Origin of the sequence: Actinomyces gaoshouyii (assembly GCF_002072175.1) — a bacterium.
GTDB classification, from domain to species: Bacteria; Actinomycetota; Actinomycetes; order Actinomycetales; family Actinomycetaceae; genus Actinomyces; species Actinomyces gaoshouyii.
On the sequence record NZ_MVIV01000001.1, the window covers coordinates 63,883 to 89,999 of the forward strand.

21 protein-coding genes and 1 riboswitch are annotated in these 26,117 nt (G+C 73.9%); of the genes, 6 read left to right on the forward strand and 15 right to left on the reverse strand.

All coding sequences use genetic code 11. The annotated features are described in order from the left end of the window. Nucleotides 1-74 precede the first annotated feature (74 nt). The 4 genes from B1H50_RS00230 to B1H50_RS00245 all read right to left on the reverse strand — a co-directional run bounded on the left by B1H50_RS00230 (nt 75) and on the right by B1H50_RS00245 (nt 4,733). Complete coding sequence (locus B1H50_RS00230; RefSeq protein WP_229657887.1) at nt 75-452, reverse strand: DUF3017 domain-containing protein; 378 nt, start codon at nt 450-452, stop codon at nt 75-77. 105 nt (nt 453-557) lie between these two features. Further along, a complete protein-coding gene (gene purH, locus B1H50_RS00235) occupies nt 558-2,345 on the reverse strand; it encodes a bifunctional phosphoribosylaminoimidazolecarboxamide formyltransferase/IMP cyclohydrolase (RefSeq protein WP_080461805.1) in 1,788 nt (595 codons plus the stop codon). A 27-nt stretch (nt 2,346-2,372) separates the two neighbouring features. After that, nucleotides 2,373-2,462, reverse strand: a riboswitch (ZMP/ZTP riboswitch). Nucleotides 2,463-2,615: 153 nt separating this feature from the next. Beyond that, entirely contained in the window at nt 2,616-3,734 is a 1,119-nt protein-coding gene (prfB, locus tag B1H50_RS00240; RefSeq protein ID WP_080461806.1) for a peptide chain release factor 2, read from the reverse strand. Between the two features lie 81 nt (nt 3,735-3,815). Continuing rightward, the gene (locus B1H50_RS00245; RefSeq protein ID WP_080461807.1) at nt 3,816-4,733 is read right to left on the reverse strand and encodes a LysR family transcriptional regulator; all 918 of its coding nucleotides are present in this window, start codon (nt 4,731-4,733) and stop codon (nt 3,816-3,818) included. 73 nt (nt 4,734-4,806) lie between these two features. On the opposite strand from B1H50_RS00245, the gene B1H50_RS09485 reads away from it, so the two are divergent. Next, on the forward strand, nt 4,807-5,238 hold the full coding sequence (locus B1H50_RS09485; RefSeq protein WP_080461808.1) for a CBU_0592 family membrane protein: 432 nt from the start codon (nt 4,807-4,809) through the stop codon (nt 5,236-5,238). 129 nt (nt 5,239-5,367) lie between these two features. Here the strand turns inward: B1H50_RS09485 and B1H50_RS00255 are convergent, their stop codons facing one another. Genes B1H50_RS00255 through B1H50_RS00285 form a run of 7 tightly spaced genes read right to left on the reverse strand, consistent with a single transcriptional unit; the run spans nt 5,368 to nt 10,293 of the window. Next, complete coding sequence (locus B1H50_RS00255) at nt 5,368-5,916, reverse strand: pilus assembly protein TadG-related protein (protein ID WP_080461809.1); 549 nt, start codon at nt 5,914-5,916, stop codon at nt 5,368-5,370. Beyond that, nucleotides 5,913-6,392, reverse strand: coding sequence for a peptidase T4 (locus tag B1H50_RS00260; protein ID WP_188640685.1), 480 nt, complete (start codon nt 6,390-6,392; stop codon nt 5,913-5,915). Before B1H50_RS00260 ends, B1H50_RS00255 begins: the two co-directional genes overlap by 4 nt. Further along, nucleotides 6,389-6,862, reverse strand: coding sequence for a TadE family protein (locus B1H50_RS00265; protein ID WP_080461810.1), 474 nt, complete (start codon nt 6,860-6,862; stop codon nt 6,389-6,391). Before B1H50_RS00265 ends, B1H50_RS00260 begins: the two co-directional genes overlap by 4 nt. Beyond that, nucleotides 6,852-7,118 (reverse strand): hypothetical protein, encoded by a 267-nt coding sequence (locus B1H50_RS00270; protein WP_233129469.1) that lies wholly within the window; start codon nt 7,116-7,118, stop codon nt 6,852-6,854. Before B1H50_RS00270 ends, B1H50_RS00265 begins: the two co-directional genes overlap by 11 nt. A 51-nt stretch (nt 7,119-7,169) precedes the next feature. Further along, nucleotides 7,170-8,099, reverse strand: a complete 930-nt coding sequence (locus B1H50_RS00275) for a type II secretion system F family protein (RefSeq protein WP_080461811.1) — start codon at nt 8,097-8,099, stop codon at nt 7,170-7,172. Beyond that, nucleotides 8,096-8,947, reverse strand: coding sequence for a type II secretion system F family protein (locus B1H50_RS00280; RefSeq protein ID WP_080461812.1), 852 nt, complete (start codon nt 8,945-8,947; stop codon nt 8,096-8,098). Before B1H50_RS00280 ends, B1H50_RS00275 begins: the two co-directional genes overlap by 4 nt. After that, entirely contained in the window at nt 8,947-10,293 is a 1,347-nt protein-coding gene (locus B1H50_RS00285; protein WP_080461813.1) for a CpaF family protein, read from the reverse strand. Before B1H50_RS00285 ends, B1H50_RS00280 begins: the two co-directional genes overlap by 1 nt. 285 nt (nt 10,294-10,578) lie before the next feature. Between B1H50_RS00285 and B1H50_RS00290 the strand changes: the two genes are divergently transcribed. Next, complete coding sequence (locus tag B1H50_RS00290; RefSeq protein WP_229657886.1) at nt 10,579-11,862, forward strand: phosphotransferase; 1,284 nt, start codon at nt 10,579-10,581, stop codon at nt 11,860-11,862. 69 nt (nt 11,863-11,931) lie between these two features. Here the strand turns inward: B1H50_RS00290 and B1H50_RS00295 are convergent, their stop codons facing one another. Together B1H50_RS00295 and B1H50_RS00300 are read right to left on the reverse strand one after the other, a co-directional pair. Next, the gene (locus B1H50_RS00295) at nt 11,932-15,327 is read right to left on the reverse strand and encodes an ATP-dependent helicase (protein ID WP_080461814.1); all 3,396 of its coding nucleotides are present in this window, start codon (nt 15,325-15,327) and stop codon (nt 11,932-11,934) included. Further along, a complete protein-coding gene (locus B1H50_RS00300) occupies nt 15,324-18,905 on the reverse strand; it encodes a PD-(D/E)XK nuclease family protein (RefSeq protein WP_229657885.1) in 3,582 nt (1,193 codons plus the stop codon). Before B1H50_RS00300 ends, B1H50_RS00295 begins: the two co-directional genes overlap by 4 nt. Nucleotides 18,906-19,138: 233 nt before the next feature. Here B1H50_RS00300 and B1H50_RS00305 point away from each other — a divergent pair, with 233 nt between their 5' ends. Next, nucleotides 19,139-19,354, forward strand: coding sequence for a DUF3107 domain-containing protein (locus B1H50_RS00305; protein WP_080461815.1), 216 nt, complete (start codon nt 19,139-19,141; stop codon nt 19,352-19,354). A 61-nt stretch (nt 19,355-19,415) separates the two neighbouring features. On the opposite strand, the gene B1H50_RS00310 is transcribed toward B1H50_RS00305, so the two are convergent. Further along, a complete protein-coding gene (locus B1H50_RS00310) occupies nt 19,416-20,096 on the reverse strand; it encodes a ferritin-like fold-containing protein (RefSeq protein WP_080461816.1) in 681 nt (226 codons plus the stop codon). Nucleotides 20,097-20,459: 363 nt separating this feature from the next. Between B1H50_RS00310 and B1H50_RS00315 the strand changes: the two genes are divergently transcribed. After that, nucleotides 20,460-22,151: a DEAD/DEAH box helicase gene (locus B1H50_RS00315; protein ID WP_095532441.1), complete on the forward strand. Its 1,692-nt coding sequence runs from the start codon at nt 20,460-20,462 to the stop codon at nt 22,149-22,151. Nucleotides 22,152-22,225: 74 nt separating this feature from the next. Here B1H50_RS00315 and B1H50_RS00320 read toward each other — a convergent pair whose 3' ends face one another. After that, nucleotides 22,226-23,068: a PHP domain-containing protein gene (locus tag B1H50_RS00320; RefSeq protein WP_080461817.1), complete on the reverse strand. Its 843-nt coding sequence runs from the start codon at nt 23,066-23,068 to the stop codon at nt 22,226-22,228. A 129-nt stretch (nt 23,069-23,197) separates the two neighbouring features. On the opposite strand from B1H50_RS00320, the gene B1H50_RS00325 reads away from it, so the two are divergent. Together B1H50_RS00325 and B1H50_RS00330 are read left to right on the forward strand one after the other, a co-directional pair. Then, on the forward strand, nt 23,198-24,331 hold the full coding sequence (locus tag B1H50_RS00325) for a Gfo/Idh/MocA family protein (RefSeq protein ID WP_080461818.1): 1,134 nt from the start codon (nt 23,198-23,200) through the stop codon (nt 24,329-24,331). Between the two features lie 83 nt (nt 24,332-24,414). After that, nucleotides 24,415-26,037: an aminopeptidase P family protein gene (locus B1H50_RS00330; RefSeq protein ID WP_080461819.1), complete on the forward strand. Its 1,623-nt coding sequence runs from the start codon at nt 24,415-24,417 to the stop codon at nt 26,035-26,037. The last annotated feature ends 80 nt before the right edge of the window (nt 26,038-26,117 follow it).

Below are 26,117 nucleotides of genomic sequence, written 5' to 3' on the forward strand. Positions count from 1 at the left end.
GGGCCTGCGCGGGCCGGGGCGTCTGCCATCCGGGATGGGATGCCGCCCGGTTGGCACCCTCCGGCCCGTAGGCCTCAGCCGGAAATGCGCGGGAGGTCCGCGTAGGGGGCCAGTACGAGGAGCGCCAGGGCGAGCAGTGCCCCGAAGAGGACGTCGAAGAGCCGCGAGCGCGCGGAGATCCAGGTGCCCTGGGGACGCTGGAAGCGCATGACGACGAGGGTGAGGAGCAGGGCCACCAGCGCGATAACGCCGAGCCGCTGGTGCCCCAGCAGGCTGCTGGCGGGAACGACGGTGAGGCTCACCGCCACGGTGACGACGCCGGCGATCCGGTAGGTCTGATGGGCGCGGCTGCACGGTGGAGCCACGCCCCGTCGGGGGCGCTCATCAGCGGGTCCCGCCGAGGACCCGCCCGTGGTGCTGGCGCCGGCGGCGCTGTCCCGCTCCTGGCTCACGCGCCCACCCTATCGCCCGTTCCGGTCGCGGCCCGGCCGCACCGGGCCGCGCCAGGCCGAACTGGGAGCGGCGGGTCCTGTCATGCCGGGGCGGGCGCCACGGCCTCAGTGGAAGAAGTGGCGCCGCCCGGTGAGGTACATGGTCACGCCCGCGGCCTTGGCTGCGGCGATGACCTCCTCGTCGCGGATGGAGCCGCCGGGCTGGACGACTGCGCGCACACCGGCGTCGATGAGGACCTGCAGGCCATCGGCGAAGGGGAAGAAGGCATCGGAGGCGGCCACGGCCCCCCGGGCGCGCTCGGGGGCGGAGCCGGTGAGGATCTGGGCGGCGTCGCCCCCGCCGACGGCCCCGGTCTGCCCGGTCGCGGCGGCGGGCGCCGCGGCGTCGCCGGTGGAGCGGGCGCCGAGCGTGTTGGCGCGCTCGACGGCCAGGCGGCAGGAGTCGACGCGGTTGACCTGGCCCATGCCCACGCCCACGGTGGCCCCGCCGGAGGCCAGCAGGATGGCGTTGGACTTGACCGAGCGGATGGCGCGCCAGGCGAAGCGGAGGTCGGCGAGGGTGGCCTCATCGGCGGGGCGGCCGGCGGCGAGGGTCCATGCGGCGGGGTCGTCGTCACCGGCCTGATAGGCGTCGCGCTCCTGGATGACGGCGCCCCCGGAGATCTGCCTGATCTCCCATCCCTCGCGCTCGGGCGCCTCGACGGCGAGGATGCGCAGGTTCTTCTTGGCCCTGAGGATCTCCAGGGCCTCGTCCTCGAAGGCGGGAGCGACCACGACCTCGGTGAAGATCGGCTTGATCTGATGCGCCATGGCGGCGGTGACGGTGGCGTTGGTGGCGATGACGCCGCCGAAGGCGGACACGGGGTCGCAAGCATGGGCGAGGCGGTGGGCCTGCGCGACATCACCACTGGGGCTGATGGCCACGCCGCAGGGGTTGGCGTGCTTGATGATGGCCACGCAGACCTCGCCGTCATGGTCGTAGGCGGCGCGCAGGGCGGCGTCGGCGTCCGTGTAGTTGTTGTAGCTCATGGCCTTGCCGGACAGCTGCCGGGCCTTGGCCACTCCTCCGCGCGCCCCCGGGGCGGTGTAGACGGCGGCGCCCTGATGGGGGTTCTCGCCGTAGCGCAGGGCGGCGAGGCGCTCGTAAGCGGCACCGACGTAGGCGGGGGGCGCGGCCGGGCCCTCGGCATCGGCCGCACTGCCGGGGCCGGCCTCTGCGCCGTCGGCCTCGGTCTGCTGAGCGAACCAGGTGGCGACGGCGGCGTCGTAGGCGGCGGTGCGGGCGTAGGCGGCCGCGGCGAGGCGGCGGCGCTGGGCGAGGGAGAATCCGCCATCGGCGATGGCCTGGACGGCCTCGGCGTACTGGTCGGGGGAGGTCAGGACAGCGACGCCGGGGTGGTTCTTGGCGGCGGCGCGGACCATGGAGGGACCGCCGATGTCGATCTGCTCGACGCAGGCGTCGAAGGGAGCGCCGGAGGCGACGGTGGCAGTGAAGGGGTAGAGGTTGACGACGACGAGATCGAGGGGGGCCACGCCCAGGGAGCCGAGCTGGGCGAGGTGGTCGGGCTTGCGGCGGTCGGCGAGGATGCCGGCGTGGATGCGCGGGTGGAGGGTCTTGACGCGGCCCTCGAGGCACTCGGGGAAGCCGGTGACCCGCTCGACGCCGGTGACCGCGATACCCGCGGCGGCGATGGTGGCGGCCGTGGAGCCGGTGGAGACGATCTCGACGCCGGCGGCGGCCAGGGCGGTGGCGAGCTCGACGAGACCGGTCTTGTCGTAGACCGAGACGAGCGCGCGGCGCACGGGGACGATATCGGGATTGACAAGTCCCTCGGTGGGGACGTGGGCGGTGGGCACGGTGGTCGAGGCTGCGGGGGCCGGTGAGGCGGTCACAAGGGGCTCCTGTGGTTCCGGGGGTCGGCGGGACGCCCAGGCGGGCGACGTCCCCTCCACATGGGGCGGCGGCCACTCCCCGGTGGTGCCCCACCCTCGCCAGTCGCGACCAGTCCCAGGCTAGCGCGCTCCCGCCCCGCCCCGCCACATCACGCCGAGGCCGGTCGAAAATAGGGGCGAGACCGGTTCCCCGCACCCTGCCAACCGGTCTCGATCACTATTTCGACCGGTCTCGGGTTAAGAGCGAAGGACAGGGGCACGGGGCGCGGATCAGTCCTCGGTCTGCTCCTGCTGCTTGCGCCAGCGGATGCCGGCGTCGATGAAGCCGTCGATGTCGCCGTCGAAGACGGAGTCGGGGTTGCCGACCTCGTAGTTGGTGCGCAGGTCCTTGACCATCTGGTACGGGTTGAGGACGTAGGAGCGCATCTGGTCGCCCCAGGAGGCCTTGATGTCCCCGGCGAGCTCCTTCTTCTTGGCGTCCTCCTCCTGCTGCTTGAGCAGGAGGAGCCGGGACTGCAGGACACGCATGGCCGCCGCACGATTCTGGATCTGCGACTTCTCGTCCTGCATGGAGACCACGAGGCCCGTGGGCAGGTGGGTGATGCGCACGGCGGAGTCGGTGGTGTTGACGGACTGGCCGCCTGGCCCCGACGAGCGGAAGACGTCGATGCGGATGTCGGTCTCGGGGACGTCGATGTGGTCGGTGGACTCGATGAGCGGGATGACCTCGACGGCGGCGAAGGAGGTCTGGCGGCGCCCCTGATTGTCGAAGGGGCTGATGCGCACGAGGCGGTGCGTGCCGCCCTCCACCGACAGGGTGCCGTAGGCGTAAGGGGCGTGGACCTCGAAGGTCACGGACTTCAGCCCGGCCTCCTCGGCGTAGGAGGTGTTGAGGACCTTGACGGCGTAGTCGTGGCGCTCGGCCCAGCGCGTGTACATGCGCAGGAGCATCTCGGCGAAGTCGGCAGCATCGACTCCCCCGGCGCCCGAGCGGATGGTGACGACGGCGTCGCGCTGGTCGTACTCGCCGCTCAGCAGGGTGCGGATCTCCAGGTCGGCCAGGTCCTTGGAGATGGCGGCGAGGTCGGCCTCGGCCTCGGCGAGGATCTCCGCGGCGTCGTCGCCCTCCTCCCCGGCGAGCTCGACCATCGTCCCGAGATCGTCGATGCGCTCGCCCAGCTCCTCGACGCGTTTGAGATCCGCCTGGGCGTGGGACAGGGCGGAGGTGACCACCTGGGCGGCGTCCGGGTCGTCCCACAGATCTGGGGCGGCAGCGGACTCGCTCAACTCGACGATGCGGGCGCGCAGGGCGTCGGGGTCGGTCACCGCGGCGATGGAGGCGTAGGTGTGTCGGAGTCGTTCGATCTGCACGGGGAAGTCAATGGCCACTCGGCAAGACTACAAGACTAGTCGATCCGGGGTCGGGCGGTGGCGGGGCCACGCGTCGCGGCGCGGGAGGCGCCGTCCGCATCAGCCCATGACGGTGCCCAGGGGGATCGTCTGCTCCAGCAGCGCTGCCAGGACCGCGCGCACCGCCGGCCCGGGCTCGGTGCGCGTGGCGCGATGGCGCACGACGAGCTGTCGGGCCCCGATGCCCGGCAGCCGAGTGATGTGCAGGTCATCGGGGATGACGCTGCTGCGCACGGCGAGCTCGGGGAGGAGCGCGTAGCCCAATCCCGCATGGGCCATGGCGAGCACGACGTCGTAGTCGTAGCCCACGTGCCGAGTGGCCAGGGGGACTCCGAGTTGCCTGGACAGGCGGGCGAGCGCGAACGCCCCGGCGGTGGAGGGATCAAGAGCGATCCAGGTGGCGCCGGTCAGGTCCGCCAGCGACGCCGGCACGGCGCTGCCCGGCGGGACGACGACGAGCCAGGACTCATCGAGGATCGGCACATCGCCGAGACCTCGGGGGGCCGGCGGAAGGGCACGGGCGTCGCGCTCCAGGAGGAGCAGGTCGAGCTCGCCGCGGCGCAGGCGGGCCAGGCCCGCGCGCTCCTCGACCTCCTCGATGATGACGTCGAGCCCGGGGCGGTTGACCTCCAGGTCGGCGATGAGGGGCAGGAGGATGGCGCGCACGGCGGTGGCGAAGGAGCCCACGCGGACTGTCCCCGTGGGGCTGGCGCCGTCGAGTCCGGCGAGCTTGCGCTGAGCCTCTGCGAGCTCTCCCTCGATGCGCTCGGCGGTCTCAGCCAGGACTCGGCCCGCCTCAGTGAGCACCGATCCGGTGGGCGCGCGATCCATGAGGCGGGCGCCGGTCTCCTCCTCCAGAAGGCGGACGTGCTGGGACACGGCGGAGGGGCTCATATGTAACGAATCCGCAGCTGCGACCACCCCTCCGGAGCGCTGGACGGCGAGGAGGACGGACATCCGGCGAGGCGACAGGTTCATGAAGTAAAACTACATCCCCTATACAGATACCTGCGATTGATCTTCATCGCGAAGGGGGCCAGGATCATCCCCCGTGACCCATCTCGTTCCCTCCCTCCTGTCCCTGGCCGGTTGGCTCGGCGCCGCCGAGCTCCTCTGGGCGTACGCCCTCATCTCGTCGGGCAAGCTGGCCGGTGATTCCCTCAAGTACCAGGCCCTCAACATCTCGGGCTCGATCATGCTCATGGTCAACTGCGCCTCCTCGGGCGCCTGGCCGAGCGTCGTCGCGAACCTCTTCTACCTGGTGGTCGGCATCAACGTGCTCCTGACCGTCAAGCGCGCCTACATCGCCGGCCTCGTGCGCCGCGAGGCGGCCGCCGTCTCCGCCCGCTGGCAGCGCCCGGGGCTGGCGGGCCCCGCCACCGCCCCGGCCGCACGGGTGCTTCCGGCACCCACGGCCGAGGCGACGGCGATGCCCACTGGTCAGGCGGCGTCGGCCGCCGCTCTCCTGAGCACCGCCGCCTGACCGAGCCGCCCATCGACTGGTGCGCGCTCCGCACCGGGCGGTGCCGCACGCGCCGAACGGTGTGAGCTGCCCGCACCGGTGGGTGCGAATGGCACCGGTGAGCGCGCATCGCGCGGTTCCCTGTCCGTCTCAGGGCCCCGTCGTCGTCCGGGCCGACCCAGTGGCACTGATGTCGAAGCCCTCGAAGGGCAGCAGCCCCCAGGGCAGGACGGGCGGGCGCGAGTGGCCGCTGAGGGTGACGACGGCGATCCTCCCATCCTCGGCGTGGGCATCGCTGACACCCACATCGCTCAGGCCCCCGGCGCTCGCCACTCCCAGCTCGGCCTGGGAGGCGAGGTCGTCGACGGCTGCGCTGCGCACGGAGGCGTCGTCCATGGCCACGGGCGCGGCGGGAAGGCCGCCCGCGTAATAGCCGCCGGGCGCGGTATTGCCCGCCCCCGCCACCGCGGCGGAGTCCGCCATGGCGGTCAGGCGCTTGACGTCCAAGTAGACGGAGGTCACCGACGCGATGCCGAGGATGAGGGCGAGCACGACGGCGATCATGCCGATCCCGAGCAGCATGGCCTGGCCGTCCTCGGCCGCGCAGCGACGGCGCAGCGCCCTGAGGCGCCGTCGCCAGGGGGCGGGCGCCGAGAGCGCGGGTGAGCCCGTGGCGGCACGGGCATTGTTGTGCCTCATCGATCACCCCCTGAGGCCGGGACGCCATTCTCGATAGTGCTCACGGGGCGCACGGCGGAGATCGTGACGAGATCGTCACCGATCCCGGTCGCGGACACGAGCGGCAGGTCGACTCCCACCTCCACGCGCACGGCCCTGGGCCGGGCGCAGGCGGAGTCCTCGCAGTCGAGGGCGAGCGCGGTGGCGGGGTCGTCGTCGAGCCCTTGATCGGCCAAGGCGAGGCCGACGGCGGCACGGGCGCGGGCCGGCCCCAGGCCATCGGCGTCACCCGCGCTGGACTCCATGGCGCGGGCGGCGGAGTCGGCGGCGCTGGCCACGGCAAATGAGGCCGCCTGGGCCTGGGCGAGGGCGACGATGAGGTAGAGGATCGGCACGACGATGACCACGCTCCATCCGATGAACTCGACCGTCGCACTGCCCCGCTCGGCTCCCCCGCCCGGCACGGTGAGCCACCGGGCCCTCGCCAGCCGGCTCATGGCGTCGCGCCCGCTCGGGCGAGGGCCGACTCATCGAGGGCGTGACCGCTCACGCGCAGGCTCCCGCCGGGGCCGAGCAGCCCGAGGACGGGCATGGGTGCGCTCGCCTCGACCTCCACCACGGGCAGACCATCGCGAACCACGCGGCGGACCCGCACATCCGTGACGTAGTCGTCGGCGAGGGCGGCGCCCGTCAGGGCGCGGACGCGCGCGGTAGCCTCCTCCTCGGTGCCTCCCGCCAGCGCGGCGCGCCTGGCGCCCTCGCCCGCGGCATCAGTGAGGACATTGCGGGCGTAGAGCCCCAGCGCGAGCTGGAGGAGGGCGATGGCCACCGCGATGACGAGGGCGCCGACCATGACGAACTCGGCGATCGCCGAACCCTCCTCACCGCTCCCCCGCCCAGGGGCACGGCGGCATCGGGGCAGGCGCGGGACGTCGAGCCGACGCGGGCCGCGGATCTCAAATCGCACCGGTCACCTTGTTCATCGCGGAGGTGAAGATGTTGACGAGCGCGGGACCGGCCACGGTCCACAGGGCGACGACGAGTCCGGCGGTCATGAGCGTGACGAGGACCCATCCGGGGACGTCGCCGCGCTCGGGCGAGAGCGCGCGGCCGGCTCGAACGGCAAGGGCCCTGGCGCGCCGGGCGCAGCCGAGCAGGGCGGCATCCAGTGAGTCGCTCAATCTGGCGGCGGCGCGCCGGACACTGCGGGAGGGGATGCTCATGGTGGTTCCTTTCTTGGATAGGGGCGGGGATTGGGCTGCGGCTCCGGGCGGTCAGATGCCCAGCCGCAGGACGACGAGCCCGGGATAGAGGGCGAACAGGATGGTGATGGGCAGGACGAGGAAGACGACGGGCACCATCTGGGCGATCTCGCGCTTACCGCCCTCCTCGATGAGGGCCCGCCGGGCGGCCTCGCGGGAGTCGGCGGCCTGGGAGCGTAGAACCTCGGCCAGGGGTGTCCCGCGCTCCATCGCCACGGTGATGGCCTCGCAGAGGCGGGACAGGGCCGGGCAGCCGCACCGCGCCTCCAGGCCCTCGAGAGCGGTGGCCAGGACGGTCCCCGAGCGAATATCGGCCAGGGTCATGCCGAGCTCGTCGACGAGGTCCCCGCGCCCTCGGCGGGTGACCCGCTCGATGGCGTCCACCGGCCCTTGACCGGCCCCGACGGCGAGAGCGAGGAGTTCGACGACGTCGGGCAGCTGCGCCTCGATCCTCGCGGTGCGCCGCTTCACGGCGCGCGAGAGCCACCAGTCGCGGGCGGCCACCCCGGCGATCGCCGCGATGAGGGCGCCTATCAGCACAGCAGGAACGCTAATGGGCCGCACGAACGAGGAGATGAGCCCCAGCCCGAGGGCGGCGGATAGGCCCGCGCCCGCCCAGACGAGCTGCTGGACCCTCAACTCGTCGTAAGTGAGGTGGGAGCCGGATCGGGCCAGGCGCCGTCGGACTGAGTCCGCGGACGACCCCATGGACTCCAGAAGCCCGCCGAGGTCGGCAACGGCGGCCAGCAGCAGGCCTGGAACGGTCTTCCCGCCAGGACCGGGGGCGCGCAGGAGCGCGGATCCGCGGGGCCGCTCCTGGACATAGGGTTCGAGACGGGCGACGAGGCCGGGGCGCCGCCGCGACAGGGCCTGAAGGACCAGGACGATGCCGAGCGAGGCGAGCAGGCCGATCAGGCCCCCGACAACGAGATGGTTGCTCATCGCAGCACCCGCTCCTCCTCGGGCAGGCGCCCGATCCTCAGCATGAGGCGGTAGGCGAACGCGCTGGCCATCGCCCCGATGAGCAGGACGAGGGCGCCGCCGCTCGTGGCGTAGGCGGCCGCGGCCTGGGGACGCGTGGACAGCAGGCCCAGGACGAGCCAGGGGGCGGCCACGGCCACCCGCGCGCCATTGACGGTCCAGGACTGGCGGGCCTCGAGCTCGCCGCGGGTGCGCATATCCTCGCGCAGCATCCGGGCCAGGGACCGCATGAGGTCGGCGAGCTCGGTGCCGCCGACCTCATGGGCGAGGTGGAGCGCCTCGATAATCCTGTCCGCGACGGGGTCGGCGAAGCGGGCCTTCAAACGGGCCAGGGACTCGTCGAACCGCGCGGTGGCCGCGTAGTCGACGGCGAAGGCGGAGAACTCGGCGCGCACCGCCTCCGGGCCCCGCTCGGCGAGGCTGGCCAGGGCCTCGGGCAGGCTCATCCCGGCCCGGATCCCGGAGACGAGCGTGTCGACCGCCTCGGGCCAGATCTCGCGCAGACGAGTGCGCCGGGCGCGGGCCCGCGAGGAGATGAGGAGGAAGGGGCAGAGGGATGCGATGACGCCGAAGGCGGCCGCGATGCTCCATGCCCCGGTGGCGCCGAGGAATCCGAAGGCGACGACGGCGCCGGCCCCGAGGCTCCCGGTCACGAAGGCGGCGGGGCTCGTGCGCCCGGCGCCGGCTCGGATGAGAAGGTCTCCCAAGCGCCGGGAGCGCTCGGATCGCCACTGCGGGGGCTCGCTCGTGCAGGCCTGCCAGATGAGGACGAGGCCCAGGCCCGCCAGGAGCCCTGCGATGGCACCCATCAGTGGCCCTCCCGCCCGGCGGGGGCCACGTGGGAAGCCGTGACGGCGGGGCCCGGGGAGGAACGCCGTCGGGCGAGCGCCGCGGTCCCCGGTGACGCGGCGTCGGGGAGGGACGGCGCCTGGTCGACGGCCAGGAGGCGGGAGAGGTCGTGCCCGGCGCGCTCGTAGCGCTCCCGGCCCGGCGGCAGGCCGGTGCCGCGAACGAGGCGGTCAGCCCGGTCGCGGTGGAAGAGGTCGGCCAGTTCGATGACGCCGTTCTCGACCCGGCCCGTGACGGCGTGGATCTCTCGCACGGTGCGGCGGCCGGCGGCGTCGAGGCCGAGGTGAACGACGAGGTCGATGGCGCTGGCGACCGTGGGCATGACGAAGGCGGCGGAGACGTTCTCCCCGGCGAGCAGAGGCAGGGTGCAGATCTTGACGACGGCCTCCCTGGCCGAGTTGGCGTGGAGGGTGGACATGGCCGGCAGGCCGGAGTTCATCGCGATGAGCAGATCGAGGGCCTCGGCCTCCCGGACCTCGCCGATGAGGAGGCGGTCGGGGCGCATGCGCAGCGCCTCCTTGACCAGGCGCCGCAGGGTGATCTCACCGGCGCCCTCAAGATTGGCGGGGCGGGTCTGCATGGCCACGCAGTCGCGGTTGCGCAGGGAGAGCTCGAAGACCTCCTCGCAGGTGATGATGCGCTGCCCGGCGGGGATGGCCCCGGCCAGGGCGCGGACCATGGTGGTCTTGCCAGCCTGGGTTGCCCCCGAGACGAGGATGTTGAGGCCCGCCTGCACGGAGGCGTCGAGGAAGGCGGCCGCCCTGGCCGGCAGGGAGCCGAGGCGGACGAGATCGGTCAGGCGGCCGGCGCGGGCCATGTGCTTGCGGATGTTGACCGCCCAGTGGGCGCCGGTGATGGGCGGGATGACCACGTGGAGGCGCTCGCCGCCGGGCAGCTGCGCGTCGACGAAGGGACTGGACATATCGAGGCGGCGCCCGGAGACGCGCAGCATGCGCTCGACGAGGACGCGCAGGTCGCCTTCGGCCAGGAGGGTGGTGGTCAGCTCGGGGCGGCCCGAGCGGGCCACGAAGACGCGATCCGCGCCATTGACCCAGATCTCCTCGACCTCGTCGTCGTCGAGGTAGCGCTGGAGGGGCCCCATGCCGGCCAGGGCGTCGATGATGTCGGCGGTGGCCGCCTCGGGATCGAGCAGGGGCGGGACGAGTCCGGCGTCAGCACGGGCGAGGTAATCAGCGGAGGCCTCCCTGACGAGACCGGCCAGGGATCCGGGCTCGGAGAGGGGATCGATGCCGCGACGGCGCACGAGCTCGCGGACCTCTGTGTGCAGCAGCGTCGCGGCGTCCATGGGGTTCCTCGGTGGTCGAGCGGGAGGAGGGGCGTCTGGCTCGGGGGACCAGTCGAGGTCAGGGGCCGGCGCTATGGTCGGATCGCGGCTCCGACCTGGGACGATCGGACGCGAACCGAGACTAAGCGAGGATCCGCGCCTCGCGCTACCCCATTCGGCGAACCTGTGGATAACCGCATGGATGGCGGGGATGGTGCTTGTAGGGGCGCCACTGGCCCGCTCACCAGGCGAGCGGGCCAGGCGCGGCGGCTGCGCGAGATGCCGCGCCTCGCCTACGGTTGGGTCATGACGCCCACGGACCCCGCCCCGGACCCGGCCATGGAGATGAACGCTGAGACGAGCGCTGAGACAGGCGCGGGGGCCTCCCCCAGCGCGCCGTCGGGCTCGAAGGGCGAGAGGCCCGGGCACGGGGTACTGCCCGACGGCGAGCAGGCCTCCCCCGAGGACGCCGACGAGGCGATCCCCTCCCCTGAGCGCGCCGAGGTCCCCGAGAGCGCGGGCGCGCCGGAGGGGACGCCGGTCGAGCACCGCTCAGCGCTGGCCTTGGCCGCCATGGCGTCGATCGCGGTGCGGGGCCTGGACCCGGCCCGCCTGGCGCTGCCCCAGTTGGATTCCGCGCATCTGAGGGTGGTCGGCGTCATCGACACCCGGGGGCGCCATTGGGAGGTCCACGAGGCCCTCGACGACCTCACCGGCGCCGAGCTGGTGGCCGAGGCGGAGGTGCTGCGGCGCATCGGCAGGGTCGTGGACGGCGGGCTCCTGTCCTTCGACGTGCCCCGGCCGGCCGGATTCCTCAGGCGCAACGGCGCCTGCATACAGGTCCGCTCCCATATGGCGGGCCGGCCGATCAATCTGATGTCCCTGCACCCGGGGCCGGGATTGTCGGCGGGGCTCGGCAAGGCGCTGGGTGAGCTGCATGAGCTTCCCACCGCCGTCGTGTCGGAGGCGGGTATGCCGGTGCACGACGCGAATGAGGTGCGGGGCTCGTGGCTGGCGCTGCTCGATGAAGCCGCGAGCACGGGCAAGGTGCCGTCCTCGGTGCTCTCGCGCTGGGAGCAGGCCCTGGAGGACGCGGCGCTGTGGCGCTTCCGGCCGGTGGTGGTCCATGGGGACATGGCCGCGGAGAACGTCCTGACCGCCGGGGGCACCGTGGTGGCGATGAGCGGGTTCGGCCAGGCGCATGTGGGCGACCCGGCGGAGGACCTGGCGTGGATCTACTCCTCGGCGCCCCTGGACTGCCTGGACTCGATCGAATCGGCCTACGACCTGGCGCGCTCGGAGGGGGTGGACCGCCACCTGCGCGACCGCGCGGAGTTGGTGAGCGAGATGAGCCTGGCGCGCTGGCTGTTGCACGGCGTCCACTCGGAAGACGAGTCGGTCACTCGGGATGCGGTGGCGATGCTGGAGGATCTGGCCGACCAGGTGGGCGACGATCCGATCGTCGACCATCATGAGCCGCGCCTCGCCTCGGTGCCAACGGACTCGGCGCTTCAGGCCGCCGGTGAGATGGAGGCGGTGACCTCCGAGGTCCCCACGCCCCTGCGGGCCGTGCCCCGCCCCGAGGAGTAGGGGCGAAGAGGCGGGGTTGGAGGATCGCTTTCCTCCCAACCGCTCCGTCGATGGCCGGATTCGTTGGAATCATGCGGTTGGGGCGAGGAGGCCCTCGACGGCATCCAGTGGCAGCAGATCCGCCGGCGTGAGCTCGTCGACCTCACCCAAGTCCACATAGGCGTAGGCGGCGCTCACCCGGTCCACCGCAATCCCCTGGCTGGCGGCCCAGGCATGGACGTAGACACTCAGCTGGCCCACGGGGACGCGGCGGCGCCCCGTCTTCCAGTCGACGATGAGCCAGGAGCCGTCCGGGGCGGCGAAGACGGCGTCGATCCGGCATCGCAGCGTTGTGCCGCCCAGCGTGAGCTCTCGCTCCACCTCGGTGGCGTGCAGGGCGCGGCCCTCCAGGAGGGGCAGGGACTCGGCAGTGGCGAGCCAGCGCTCGACGCGCTTCCGGTCGGCCGGGGGAAGGGCGTCGGGGACGCCCGCATCAGTGAGCGGGATGAGGGCCGCGCGACCCGCGAGGCGCTGGGCGATGGCGTCGTGGAAGACGGTGCCGAGCCGCCCGGCGATCCGTGGCTCGGGCGGCAGGGGGCGGCGCAGGTCGAGGGCGAAGGCGGCGGGATCGGCGCGCAGACGGTCCAGGCTTGTGGCCGCCAGGTGGGAGGGCATGCGCACCCCGGTAAGTGCGTCCTTGGTCCGACGGCGCTCGGCCAGCAGTAATTCGGCCTCGGCCTCCCATCGGGCCACGAGTGGATCCGTGGGCGGCACCGGATCCTCTCCGGCCTGCGGCACGGACGCGCGGCGGGCGGCGTCGACGGCACGGGCGGCCGCGATCCTCGCCGCGCGAGGGCTTCCGGGCCCGGCGGGGTGCTCCACCGGCCACCAGGCTGAGGCGGTGGCATCGTGGAGGGGGTTGGAGGCCCCGTCGCCGAGCTCAGTCAGGCCCGGGCCCCAGACGGTGGCGGGCGAAGCCCCTCCACCGTCGCCCAGGACCTCGGCGAGGAAGCGGGACATGCACCGCGGGGTCTTGCCTGTCTTGACGAAGTGCGATCCGGTGAGCAGCAGGTCGTGGCGGGCGCGGGTCACGGCCACGTAGGCCAGGCGCCTCTCCTCGGCGATGACGTGGCGGCCCAGGGCCCGCGTGTACCGCTCCCACATGTCCTTGACGTCCTCCTTGTCCACGTGCGGGGGCTCCAGGGCCCCCAGCTCGAAGGGCGGCAGCTCGCCGGCGTCGGCGCGCAGGGGATGGGGGAACTCCTCCGTGCTGGAGGTCCAGGAACCCGTCTTGATGGCGCCGTCCTCCTCGGCCTTGCCCCGGTAGGAGGGGAAGGCGGTCTCGGTCATGCCGATGACGGCGACGGCGTCCCATTCCAGGCCCTTGGCGGCGTGCATGGTGAGGAGCTGGACGGCGCCGGGCTCGGGAGCGGGCTCGGGGGCGTCGAGCCCGTTCTCCTCGGATTGGGCGACCTGGAGCCAGTTGAGGAACCCGGCCGGGGTCGGGGCCTCGGTGTCCGCGGCGTACTGCTCGGCCACGGCCCTGAAGGCGTCGACGGCGCGCCGGCCGCCCCACTGGGGGCCCATGGCGGCGATCTCAATATCGAGGTCGAGGGCCTGCTCGGCGATGTCGATGATGTCCGGCAGTGGTAGGTCGAGGGCGGTGCGGACCCGGCGCAGGGCGCGGGCCAGGCGCAGGGCGAGAGCGCGCCCGGCCTCGGACAGGCCCTCGATGGGACCGTCGCCGCCCGGTTCCTCGGCGCGCCGGGCGATGGTCTCCAGTGCCTCGGTGAGCAGCGGTGCCTCGGGGGCCTCCTCCTGGCCGTCGACCGGGGCCCCGGGCAGGGCGGGGTCGGCGATCCCGCCCCGGCGCTCCGCGGGCCGCTGCGGACCGCGGGTATGGCGGCGCGCCAGGGCGTGGAGGGCTCGCAGGTCGGCGGCGCCGATGTCCCCGGCGCTCAGCAGGCGCATGAGGCGGTCCCCCCGCTCGGGGTCCGCGGCCGCGGTGATGAGGGCACGGAGGTCCGCGACCTCGGGAACGCCGAGCATTCCGCCGATGCCGACGACCTCGTAGGGGATGCCGCGCGCCTGGAGCGCGTCGGCGATGGGGAGGAGCTGGGAGCGCGTGCGGGACAGGACGGCGAGCTCGGCGCGCGGCCCCCAGCACCGCGCCATGAACTCGGCTACCTCCTCGGCCTCTGCGAGGGGATCGGACAGGAAGGCGACGCGGACGGCGCCCTCGGCCAGACCCGCGGCCGCGGAGCGGGGGACGAGGCGCGTCACGGGGATGCGCTCCACGGCGGCGTCCCCCGGCTCGGGGCTGCGGTCGCGCAGGGGGGCGGAGATGATGTTGGCGGCATCGAGGATGCGCCGGTCATTGCGCCAGGCGGTGGATAGGGGCAGCACGGGCGTGGCGAGCGCGGGGTCCGCCCCCGCGGCCAGGGCCTCGGTGCCCGCGGGGTTGAAGCGGGCGTGGAAGGAGTCGAGGGCCCCGGCACTGGCGCCGCGCCATCCGTAGATCGCCTGGTTGGGGTCCCCGACAGCGGTGACGCCTCCCCCGGCGAAGAGGCGGGAGAGCAGGAGGGTCTGGGCCACCGAGGTGTCCTGGAACTCGTCGAGGAGGACGGCGGAGTACTGCTCGCCGAGCGCGCGGACGGCGCCGGGGACCTCCTCGACGATCCGGCACGCCAGGGAGATCTGGTCCCCGAAATCGACGAGCCCGTGGCGGCGCTTGTGCTCGCGGTACTCGGCGGCGAGCTCGAGGAGGGCGCGCTGGGTGGCCATGGTCTCCGCCCTGGTCTTGAAGATGCCGGCCAGGCCTCTCACACCGGCGAGTCCCGCGAAGAGGTGCTGGAGGTCATCCAGGCCCTCAGCGGCCTCCTCGACGTCGAGCAGGTTCTCCGACAGGGCGCTGTCGACGCGCAGGACGGCGCGCACGGTGGTGGGGGTGGGGTCGAGGGGCAGTGGCGTGACGCGCTCGGCCAGCATGTCGTCGACGATCTGCCAGGCGCGCGCCGCGGTGATGAGCGTGGCGTCGGGATCGACGCCGATGCCCAGGCCGTGGTCGCGCACGAGTGCGGCGGCGAAGGAGTTGTAGGTGGAGATCGTCGGCTCGCCGAGTTCGGCGGCGGCGCCGTCGGCCTCGGTCGCTCCGGGCAGGAGCCCCGCCTCGGCGAGCTGGCCGAGGCGGGCGGACACGCGCGAGGCGAGCTCGGCAGTGGCCTTGCGGGTGAAGGTGAGTCCCAGGACCTGGTCGGGGCGAACGGCGCCGCTGGCCACGAGGTGGACGACACGCTGACTCATGGTGGCGGTCTTCCCGCTGCCCGCGCCGGCGACGACGAGCAGGGGGGTCAGCGGGTGGGCGATGACCTGGGACTGCTCGGCCGTGGGCGGGGGCAGGCCGAGTGCCTCGGCCAGCGCCCGGGGGCTGGGGCCCGGCCTGGCGTCGGGCTGGTCGGTTCGGCCAGTGGTCCGGGGCTCGCTCATGGGAGCGTCCTCCTCCCCTCGTCGACGGCGGGACAGGCGTCCTTGACGGCGCAGAAATGGCAGTGACGGCCCGTAGTGGCGCGCAGGCGCGGGCCCCTGGCGGCCAGGGCGGCGCCGGCGACAAGGGCGGCGGCCCAGTCCTCGCCGGTCTCGGGGTCGGGGATGGGAGCGAGGGCGGCGGCATCCGGGGCGAGGCGCACGCCGCCACCATTATTCTTGCGCGGCTCGGCACCGAGGAGGACGAGCGCCCCGCCGTCGACCCGATAGCCCAGGGATTCCAGGGCCAAGCGGTAGGCGGTCAACTGCGGGTGGCGGGAGGCGTCTCCCTCGCCCGCGCTCTTGCCGGTCTTGAGATCAATGAGGCGCAGGCGCTGGCCCGTGCCGCCGGGCAGAGGGGCGCCCGGCTCACCGGCCGCGGGAGGGACCTCCCCCTCGATGACCTCGAGGCGGTCGATGCGGCCGCGCAGCCGCACCTCGATCGTCGCTCCGCCAGCGCCGCCCGATGTCGGGGCCCCGCCATCGCCCTGCCCCTCCCCAATGTCCGTGCCGGCAGGCAGCGGCAGGGCGAGGGTGGCGTCGATGGAGCGCTCGACCTCCACCTGACCGGGCACGTCCTCGAGGCGCGCGTTGAGGCGGCGGATCATCTCGCGGGCGCGCTCGGCCTCGAGGGAGCCCATCCAGGTGGACGGGAGGCCGAGCTCGGGCAGGCGCGCCTCGAGGGCCTCCATGAGGGCCTGCCCGCGCAGACCCTCGCGCTGTGCCCGCTCGGCGAGCGAGTGGATGAGGGTTCCGAGCGCCTGAGCGCCCGTGGGCGCGCCGCCGGCGCCGTTGCGCTGGAGGAACCAGCGCAGCGCGCAGGTGGTGAGGCCCTCGACGTCGGAGGGGCTCACGCGCACCGGCTGGCCGTCCGCCACGAGGGGCTCGGTGGAGGTGGGCTCGGACAGTCCGCCCCAGGTGGCCGGATCGGCGCCGGCCACGCCTGCCCCGGCCAGGCGCGCGAGCAGGGCGGCGGCGCGGGCACCCCGCTGGCGCGCCAGCGCCGTGGCCTGGGGCGATTGGGCGGCCAGGAGAGCGTGGCGGAGCTCACCGACCAGGCCGCGCAGGGTGAGATCGCCGGTATCCGGCGCGATGAGCGGGTCGCCGTCGGCATCGGTCAGGGGGCGGCCGGCGGCGACGGCGACCTCGATGAGGAAGGAGGAGGGCGAGTTGTCATCGTCCTGGACGGCGGTGGCGATGAGGCGGCGGGTGGCGCGGGTGAGGGCGGCCAGGAGCATGCGGCGCTCGTCGGCGCGCACCTGGGCGCGGGCGGCGGTGACGTCGAGCGCACCGATGGGGGCGCCGTCGGGGCCGACGGGCAAGCGGCCGGTGGCGGCGTCCACGAGGAGGCCGGAACGGGTGAGGGAGTCGCGCAGGCGCAGATCAGGCCAAGAATCGCGGCCCAGCCCCATGACGGCGACGGTGGCCCACTCGCGGCCTGCGGCGGCGGCCGGGGTGAGAACGGCAACGCCCTCGGGGCGAACCCCGGCGGGGGCCACGGAGTCGGAGGGGAGGACCTCGGCGGCCAGCTCGTCGAGGAAGGCGGTGGCGTGGGCGCCGGGATGCCGCTCGGCCCAGACTTCGGCTCGCTTGAACAGCGCGGTGACCACGTCGAGGTCGCGCTCGGCGGCACGGGCGAGCGGCGCCCCGTGATCGCCCGCCAGCGCGAGACGGCGCCAACGCTCGGCGCAACCCGAGGCGCTCCAGGCCGCCCAGAGCAGCGCCTCGGCGTCGATGCGCCCATCATCCGGCGCCTCCGCGCTCTCCGGCCCGTCATCGCACCGCGGGCCCTGGAGAGCGGCGACGCCGCGCAGGGCCTCGATGATCCGGGCGGCCCGGGCCAGACGCGCGGCCTGCTCGGCCAGGGGCTCCTCGGCGAGCTCCGCGGCGAGATCCCCACCGGCACTGGTGGAGGCGAGGGCGGCGAGCAGGTGCTCGTCCGGGACCGTCCGGGCGGGACGATCCTCGCGCAGACGGCGGCGCAGACGGCGCAGGTCCAGGAGGCTGAGGCCCACGAGCGGGCTGGTGAGCAGGTCGATCGCGGCAGTGCGCTCCGGTGGCTCGCCCACTGCCCCAAGACGACCGTCGACAGCGGCGCGGGACACCCGCAGGAGGGCTGCCGCAGCGGGCTCGGCGCGCAGCAGGACGGCGGGGGCGGAGGCCGCCAGGGGCACCCCTCGCCGCCCGAGCTCGCGGGCGACCGCACGGGCCCGCCCGGCGGAGCGCACGATGACGGCCATCTCCCGCCAGGGCGTGGCGTGGTGGATGTGCTCGGCGCGCAGGGCGCGCGCCACATGAGCGGCCTCCTGCGCGGCGGAGGAGGCGACGATCGGCTCGATCCCCGAGGGAGCGCCGGCATCCCCCGGCCCGGCCGGCGGTGCCCCGCCCGGCACCGGCTCGGTCGTAGCCGCGCCGCCGCCCCGCTCCGGGCTGAGGCTCGGGTGGCGGTGGGTGGCTGATCCCGTGACGGGCAGCCGCCCGGCCTGATCCGCCCACAGGGCCGCGAGCGCGGGCGTGCCGCGGTGCAGGGTGCTCAGGCGCAGGCGGCGCGCCGCGAGCCCGGAGCGGTCCTCGGCGGCCGGCAGAAGGCTGGGAGAGCCGCCGCGGAAGGTCTCGACGGCGACGTCCGGGTCCCCCAGGACCACCACCTGGGCGCGGTGCCCGCGCTCATCGGAGCGGGCGAGTGCGGTCAGGAACCGGGCGGTGGCGGCGGTGCAGTCCTGGTAGTCATCCACGATGACCAGGCCGGGCACGGGCCGGGGGACGGCGACGCCGTCGGCGTCCCAGGAGGCCAGGGCCTCAGCGGCGCGGTCCTGGAGGCGGGCGGTGTCCATGCGGCGGGTATCGGCGCGGCGCTCCGCGGTGGGACGGCCCTGGGCGTCCCAGGTGCGCAGGAGCGCGGAGGCCGGCCCCCACAGGGGGACGTCGAGGGCACGACCCAGCCCGGCGAGGTCGTCGGCGGTGACGCCGAGCTCCCCGGCGCGGGCGAGCAGGTTGCGCAGCTCGGTTCGGAAGGCGCGCGATCCGACGGCCTCGGGCGGCAGGCCGGGCCACTGCTCGGGGCGGATGAGGGAGGCGAGCGCGGCGTCCTCCTCCGCGCCGGCCAGCAGGATCGGGGCGGGCAGCGGGTCCGGGCGCTGAGTGAGGGATGCGGTGAGGATGGTCAGGGCGAGGGAGGCGGGCGTGCGGGCACGGACCACCCCCCCGCCGCGGGCGCCGAGGAGGGATGCGGCGCGTTGGCGCAGGCGGTCCGCGCGGGCGCGCGTGGGGGCCAGGAGGACGGCGTCGGTCCCCCGCCCGACGGCGCCGGCGAGCATCCGCAGGGCGAGGCTCGTCTTTCCGGTGCCGGGGGCGCCGAGCACAACGATGTTGTCCCCGCCGGCGACCGCCTCGAGGACGGCGCGCGCGGACGCATCCGGCTCCGGCAGGGGCTCGGGGGCGGGAGCCGGCAGGAGGCGCGGCGACGCGATGATCGCCGGATTCGCGGCGCTGGCCATACTGCCGGCACTGCCGGTGCTCGGGGTGGCCTCCTGGATCCGCATGGGTCTATCTCACCACGCCTCACCGACACGCATAGGCGCGCGCAAGGCCCCGGCTCAGCGCTCCGGCCCTCCCCCGACCGCGCCCCGTCCGCGCGGCGCGAAAACCGACGCCGCCGGACCCGCGCTGTCGCCGTCGTCGACCACGGGCGCCCTACGATCGGGGCAGCGACGCGGGACCCTTCGGGGCCGCCCGCGCACAATCCGCCCCCCGATCCGCTCTTCAAGGAGTCACCATGCAGGTCAGCCTCGGCTTCAAGCACGCCGCCCGTCAGATCGAGATCGAGACCTCCGCCTCCCACGACGAGGTCCTGGGCGCGCTGTCCGACTCGGCGACGAAGGATGTCGTCCTCACGGATGACCGGGGCCGCAAGGTGCTCGTGCCCGCGGGCTCCCTGGCCTACGCCGAGCTCGGGGCCGCTGAGCAGCGCCGAGTCGGCTTCGGGATCTGAGCCTGCGCCGCCCGCGCGACGCCTGCCGGGAACGGCCCGCCCGCCCGCGATCCTACCGGTCTCAGACGCGCAGCCCGAGGCCCTTCATGCGGCTCGTCATGCCGGAGGACAGGACGGCGCTCAGGCGCGCCGCGCCCTGCTCCCCGCCGGCGAGCTCGGGGAAGCGGGCGAGCATGAGCTGGATCGCGCCGATCTCCTCGCCCGCCACCCGGCGACCCCACAGACCCAGGCGGGCGGCGAGTTGGGGGTCGCCGTCGAGATCGGCCATGAGTTCGGCGGCGGCGAAGGAGCCGAAGCGGTCCTCGGACAGGGCCTCCAGGACGGCGCCGCGCACACGCGGGGGCAGGGAATCGGTCAGGGCCATGCCGAAGTCGACGAGCAGCCCGAAGGATAAATAGGTCTTGACCAGCCGCTCGACCCAGTCGTGGGGGCGCAGGCGATCGTCGACGTCGCCCAGGGAGCCGAGGAAGCGCTCGGCGGCCGCCGGCACGTCCACGCCCTCATCGGCGCCGATGCGGATGATCGCATCGAAGGCACTCACCTTGGCCGCGCTCATGCGCAGCAGCTCGACGCGCAAGGGCATCGCCGGGGCCCTGTCCGCGTCCTTGGCGTAGCGCGTGCAGGCCACGGAGCAGCTGTAGCCGACGACGCCGAGCACGGCGGCCATGAAGGCATCGGGCGCGCTGGGGGCGGGGGTCGGGGGCGGCGGGGCGGGGACCGGGTCAGGAACGGAAGGGCTCATGGGCAAAGCGTAGAGCGAAGGCCCCGCTCCCGCGGCCGCCTTGGCGAAGGCGCGTGATGTGCCCCACCTACCGGAGGCAATCGCCGTCGCATCACCGCCGCGAGGGCGAATGACCGGTAGTCTGCCGACGTCCACGGTTGCCCGGTCGTCCAGCAGCCTGGTCCCGCCTGCCCGCGAGCCGCGCCCAGAGCGCGGCGGCGCCCCTGGCCCCTGAACGGGACACGATTCACGATCGGCTGCCACACATACGACCGCAAGCGCGGCCCAGGGCCCCGCCGGCCCGGGCGGCGGGGCCCTGTCGGCCCGCGCAGGACCCCCCTCCGCGCCGGGCACTGGGCCGCGGTCCACATCCGAAGGAACGTCGTGACCGACGAGAACCCCGTCATCACCAGCCCCGCCGAGGCCGGCTCGGCCGCCAGCGCCCCCAGCCCGACCAGCCCCGCGAGCACCCCCGCCTCGGGCCTCATCGAGACCGCGGGTGCCCACGCCCCCGTCCTGGACGAGGCAGCCCCCGACATCACCGATGAGGGCGCCCAGGCGGACCTGAGCATCAAGTCCTTCGCGGACTTCGGCGTCGAGTCCGAGATCTGCGAGGCACTGGCCGCCAAGGGCATCATCCACCCCTTCCCCATCCAGGCCCTCACCCTCCCGGTGGCCCTGGAGGGCAACGACATCATCGGCCAGGCCAAAACCGGCACCGGCAAGACCCTGGGCTTCGGCATCCCACTGCTCATGGACACCCTGGGCCCCGGTGAGGAGGGCTGGGACTCCGATCCGGCCTCCGGCAGCCCGCAGGCCCTCATCGTCCTGCCCACACGCGAACTGGCCAAGCAGGTCGCCGTCGAGCTGGAGCAGGCCGCGGCCAAGCGCACCGTGCGCATCGTGCAGGTCTACGGCGGTCGCGCCTACGAGCCGCAGATCGAGGCCCTGGAGAAGGGTGCCGAGATCGTCGTGGGAACCCCGGGGCGCCTCATCGACCTCATGGACCGCGCCGTCCTGGACCTCGCCCACGTGACCACCGTGGTGCTCGACGAGGCCGATGAGATGCTGGATCTGGGCTTCCTGCCCGATGTGGAGAAGATCCTGGCCCGCACCCGCGCCGACCGCCAGACGATGCTGTTCAGCGCCACGATGCCGGGTGCCGTCGTCGCCCTGGCCCGCCGCTACATGACTCAGCCGACCCACATCCGCGCCCAGGACCCCGGGGATGAGTCGATGACGGTCAAGTCGGTGGCGCAGGTCGTCTACCGCACGCACGCCCTGAACAAGGTGGAGGTGGTCGCCCGGATCCTCCAGGCCGAGGGCCGGGGCCGCACGATCATCTTCGCCCGCACGAAGCGCACGGCGGCGCGAGTGGCCGACGACCTGGCCTCACGGGGCTTCGCCACCGGTGCGCTGCACGGCGATCTGGGACAGGGGGCGCGCGAGCAGGCCCTGCGCGCCTTCCGCAACGGCAAGGTGGACGTGCTCGTGGCCACCGATGTCGCCGCCCGCGGCATCGACGTCGACGACGTCACCCACGTCATCAACTACCAGTGCCCCGAGGACGAGAAGGTCTACGTCCACCGCATCGGGCGCACGGGCCGCGCCGGGAACGCGGGCACGGCCGTGACCTTCGTGGACTGGGATGACATCCCGCGCTGGCGGCTCATCGCCAAGGGCCTGGGCCTGCCGGTGACCGAGCCGATCGAGACCTACCACACCAGCGCGCACCTGCACTCCGACCTGTCGATCCCCGAGGGCACCACGGGCACGTTGCCGCGCTCCAAGCGGACACTGGCCGGCCTCGACGCCGAGGAGATCGAGGACCTGGGCGAGACCGGCAAGCGCAGCGGGCGCGATGACCGACGCGATCGCCGCGGCGGGGCCAGGGGCCGCGATGGGCGGGGCTCGCGCTCCCGAGGCGGCCGGGGCGGCGGCGCTTCGCGGGCTCCGAAGGACGGCGAGCGCCGGCAGCCCTCCGGGCGCGTCTGCGACGGCGAGGCCCCGCTGCGCGCGAGGAACCGCAAGCGGACGCGCGGCGGCAAGCCGATCGACTCCGCCGGCCAGGACTGAGCCGGGTCGCCGCGGCCAGCGGGCCGCGGCGACCGAATACGGCAGAGGCGGGGAAGGTGCGGGCGCCCCTGGTATCAGGGGGCGACGAGCGGGAGGGTCCCCTCGTCCACGATCCGCTCGAGGAGCTCGGGGGGCATGAGATTCTCCCCGAGTCGATTGGGCTTTCCGGCGCCATGGTAGTCGGAGGATCCCGAGACGCCCAGGCCGAGGCGATCGGCGAGGTCCTGCGCGGCGCGGCGGTCGGCGGGCCCGTGGTCGCGGTGGTCGACCTCCAGGGCGGCGAGCCCGACCTCGGCCATCGCGGCGAAAGTCTCATCGGGCACGAGCCGGCGCTGGCGCTCGGAGGCACGGGGATGGGCGGCAACGGGCACGCCCCCGGCAGCCCGCACGAGGGCGCAGGCCTCGACGGGGTCGAGAGCCCAGTAGGGCACATAGTAGGGACTGGAGACGGCCAGGGGACCGGCGAAGACTGCGTCCCGGTTCTCGAAGGAGCCCGCGGCGACGAGCGCATCGGCGATATGGGGCCGGCCGATGCTGTGGCCGACCGACTGGACGAGCACGTCCTCCCACGTGATGGGGTAGTCGACGGCGATGCGCTCGACCATGTGCTGGGCGCGGGTTCCCCGGGAGTCGCGGGCGTGGGCGAAGGCCTTGGCGAGGTCCGCGTTCTCGGGATCGAAGAGGTAGGCGAGCAGGTGGAGGGTGACCCCACTCGCGGCGCAGGAGATCTCGGTGCCGCGTAGGAGGGTCACTCCTGTGGACTGCACGGCGGCCTCGGCCTCCTCCCAGCCGATCGTCGTGTCGTGGTCGGTCAGGCCGACGACGTCGAGGCCCGCTTGGGCGGCTGCCCGCATGAGCTCCGCCGGGGTGTCCGTGCCGTCGGAGCAGGAGGAGTGGGTGTGGGGGTCGATGCGCACCGGCCAAGTCTAGGAGGGCGTGCCGGGCGGCGCAGGAGCACGCCCGCCGGCGGGGCACGGGCCGGCCGGGTACGCGCCCCGCCGGCCACAGCCGGTGACAGGGCGCCGGCTCAGTGGAACAGTGGGGCCATGAGCACAGCGAGCACCGGCCGTCCCTCCCCCGTCGTCGCATCTGGCGCGCCCCTCCCCCATACCCGCACCGGGCCCTCCGCGAGCGCTGGGCGCCCGGTGCGCTTCGGCGTCGTCGGCGCGGGATTCATCGCCGCCTGGTTCGCCCGCGCCGTGGCCGCCGAGCCCGCCGCCGAGATCGTCGCCGTCACCTCGGCCAGGCCCGAGCGCGCCGCCGCCTATGCCGCCAAGCACGGCGTCCCCCACGCCCATCCCACCCTCGAGGCGATGCTCGCCGAGCACGGCCCGGACTGCGCCGCGCCCATCGACGTCATCTACATCGCCTCGCCCAACTCCCTGCACGCATCCCAGGCGATCGCAGCCTTGGAGGCCGGATACGGGGTGCTCGTGGAGAAGCCCTTCGCCCTGACTCCCGCTCAGGCCCGGGCCATGGCCGTCACCGCGGAGCGCACCGGCGGCTTCCTCATGGAGGCCTGGCAGACCGCCTTCGAGCCCGGCGTCGCCGCCATCCGCTCCGCTTTTCCCCGACTCGGGGAGCTGCGCCGAGCCGCCTTCGTGCGCGAGCAGTTCTCCTCGCGCATGAACGCCTACCGGGCCGGCGAACTCCCCCCGGCCTTCAACCCGGCGCTCGGCGGCGGCTCGCTCATGGATCTCGGCATCTACCCCGTCAGCCTGGCCATCCATCTGTTCGGGCGCCCGGACCGCGTCACCGCCACGGCGCAACTCCTGGACTCCGGCGTCGACTCCCACGGCACGCTCACCCTCTCCTACGGCACCGGGGAGCACGCCGGCCTCGAAGTGGCCTGCCTGCACTCCAAGACCTCCGCCAATGCCCTGGGCAGCCAGATCTCCGGCGAGTCCAGGGCGATCCTCCTCGACCACTGCCAGTGGCCCGAGCGCATCAGTCTCATCACCGCGCCGGGCTCCCCCGAGGAATCCCATGAGGACCTGTCCGTGACGCGCTCGGCCGAGGTGATGGGCCCCCTCCTGGCGGAGGTCTGCCGGCTCGTGAGCGCCGGCGCGCGCGGCTCCGAGCTCCACCCCGTGTCCGCCTCGGTGGCCGCGATCGAGGTCCTGTCCGAGGCCCGCTCGCAGATCGGGGTCCATTTTCCCGACGACGGCGCCGATGCCTGAGCCTGCGGCTTGAGGGAGCACGGCCCGCCCAGCCCGGCCGTCCGGGCTGGGCGGGCGCCTGGCCGCGGTGGGAGGATGCCCCCATGAGCCAGTCCTCCCCCGCTAGCCGCCCCCAGGCGCCCGCCGCCCCCGAGATCACTGCGGGCGCCCCCGCCCCGAAAGCCCCGGTTGTCGCCGGGCAGTCCCTCGCGCAGCGGGGCGGAAACCGCTCCCGCCAGCCCACCAACCAGGCGTTCCGGGATTTCATCGGCTCCGGCTGGGGGCCTCGCCCGGCCGGGCTCCCTCCGCGCTCGGAGGCCGCCGACTGGGCCGTCGCGCGCCGCGCCGCCCTGGGTGCCCAATTCCCCGGCGAGCGCCTCGTCTTCCCCGCCGGCCCCCTCAAGGTTCGCAACAACGACTGCGACTACCGCTTCCGCCCGCACTCCGCCTTCTGCCACCTGACGGGCACCGGCACCGATTTCGAGCCCGACGCGGCGCTCGTCCTGGAGCCCCTCACTCCGCCCGGCGCCCCCGCGCCCGAGGGAGAGCCCACGCATGAGGGCGTCCTGTACTTCCGGCCCCGTGCTTCACGGATCTCCCAGGAGTTCTACGCCGACCCCCGCTACGGCGAGTTGTGGGTGGGGCCGCGTCCCTCCATCGAGGAGGTCGAGGCCGTCACCGGGATCCGCTGCGCCCATATCGATAGCCTCGGCGATGCCCTGGCCAAGGACGCCGGGGCCGACGGCGTGCACCTGCGCGTCATCGCCCAGGCCGATGAGGCCATCACCGCACTCGTGGACCAGGTCCGTCAGGCCTCGGGGCTGGCCAGTGGGCGGGCCGCCACCGAGGTGGACGACCGCCTCCTGGAGGCGGCCAGCGAGCTGCGCCTGCGCAAGGACGCCTGGGAGATCGCCCAGATGCGGGCCGCCGTCGACGCCACGAAGGCCGGATTCGATGACCTCATCCGCTCCATCCCGCGCGCGGTGGGTCACTGGCGCGGCGAGCGCGTGCTGGAGGGGGCCTTCGCCGCCATCGCCCGTGAGGAGGGCAACGGCCTGGGCTACGACACGATCGCCGCGGCCGGGGACCACGCCAACACCCTGCACTGGATCAACAACGACGGCCCCGTGCGCCCCGGCGAGCTCGTGCTCGTGGACGCCGGGGTGGAGATCGATTCCCTCTACACTGCGGACGTCACCCGCACGATCCCGGTCGACGGCGTCTTCACCGGCCCGCAGCGCCGCGTCTACCAGGCGGTGCTCGACGCCGCCGATGCCGCCTTCGCCCGCGCGAACCAGCCAGGCTGCCGCTTCAAGGACGTCCACAGCGCCGCCATGGAGGTCATCGCCGCCCGTCTGGAGGAGTGGGGGCTGCTGCCCGAGGGCGTGACCGCCGCGGACTCCCTGGGCCCCGACGGCCAGTATCACCGCCGCTGGATGGTGCACGGCACGAGCCATCACCTGGGCCTTGACGTGCATGACTGCGCACAGGCCCGCCGTGAGATGAGCATGGACGCGCTACTGGAGCCGGGCATGGTCTTCACGATCGAGCCGGGCCTGTACTTCCGCGCAGATGATCTGCTCGCCCCCGAGGAGCTGCGCGGCATCGGGATCCGCATCGAGGACGACGTCGTCGTTCGCCCCGATGGGAGCGTCGAGCGGCTGACGGCGGGCATCCCTCGCACGGTCGAGGAGGTCGAGGCCTGGGTGAGCGGCCTCATCGCCTGAGGCGCCCGAGCCGCGGGCCGTCCGAGCTCCCGGCCCCGGGCTCGGGCGGCCCTGCGAGGCGGCGCCCATGGCGCCGGCCC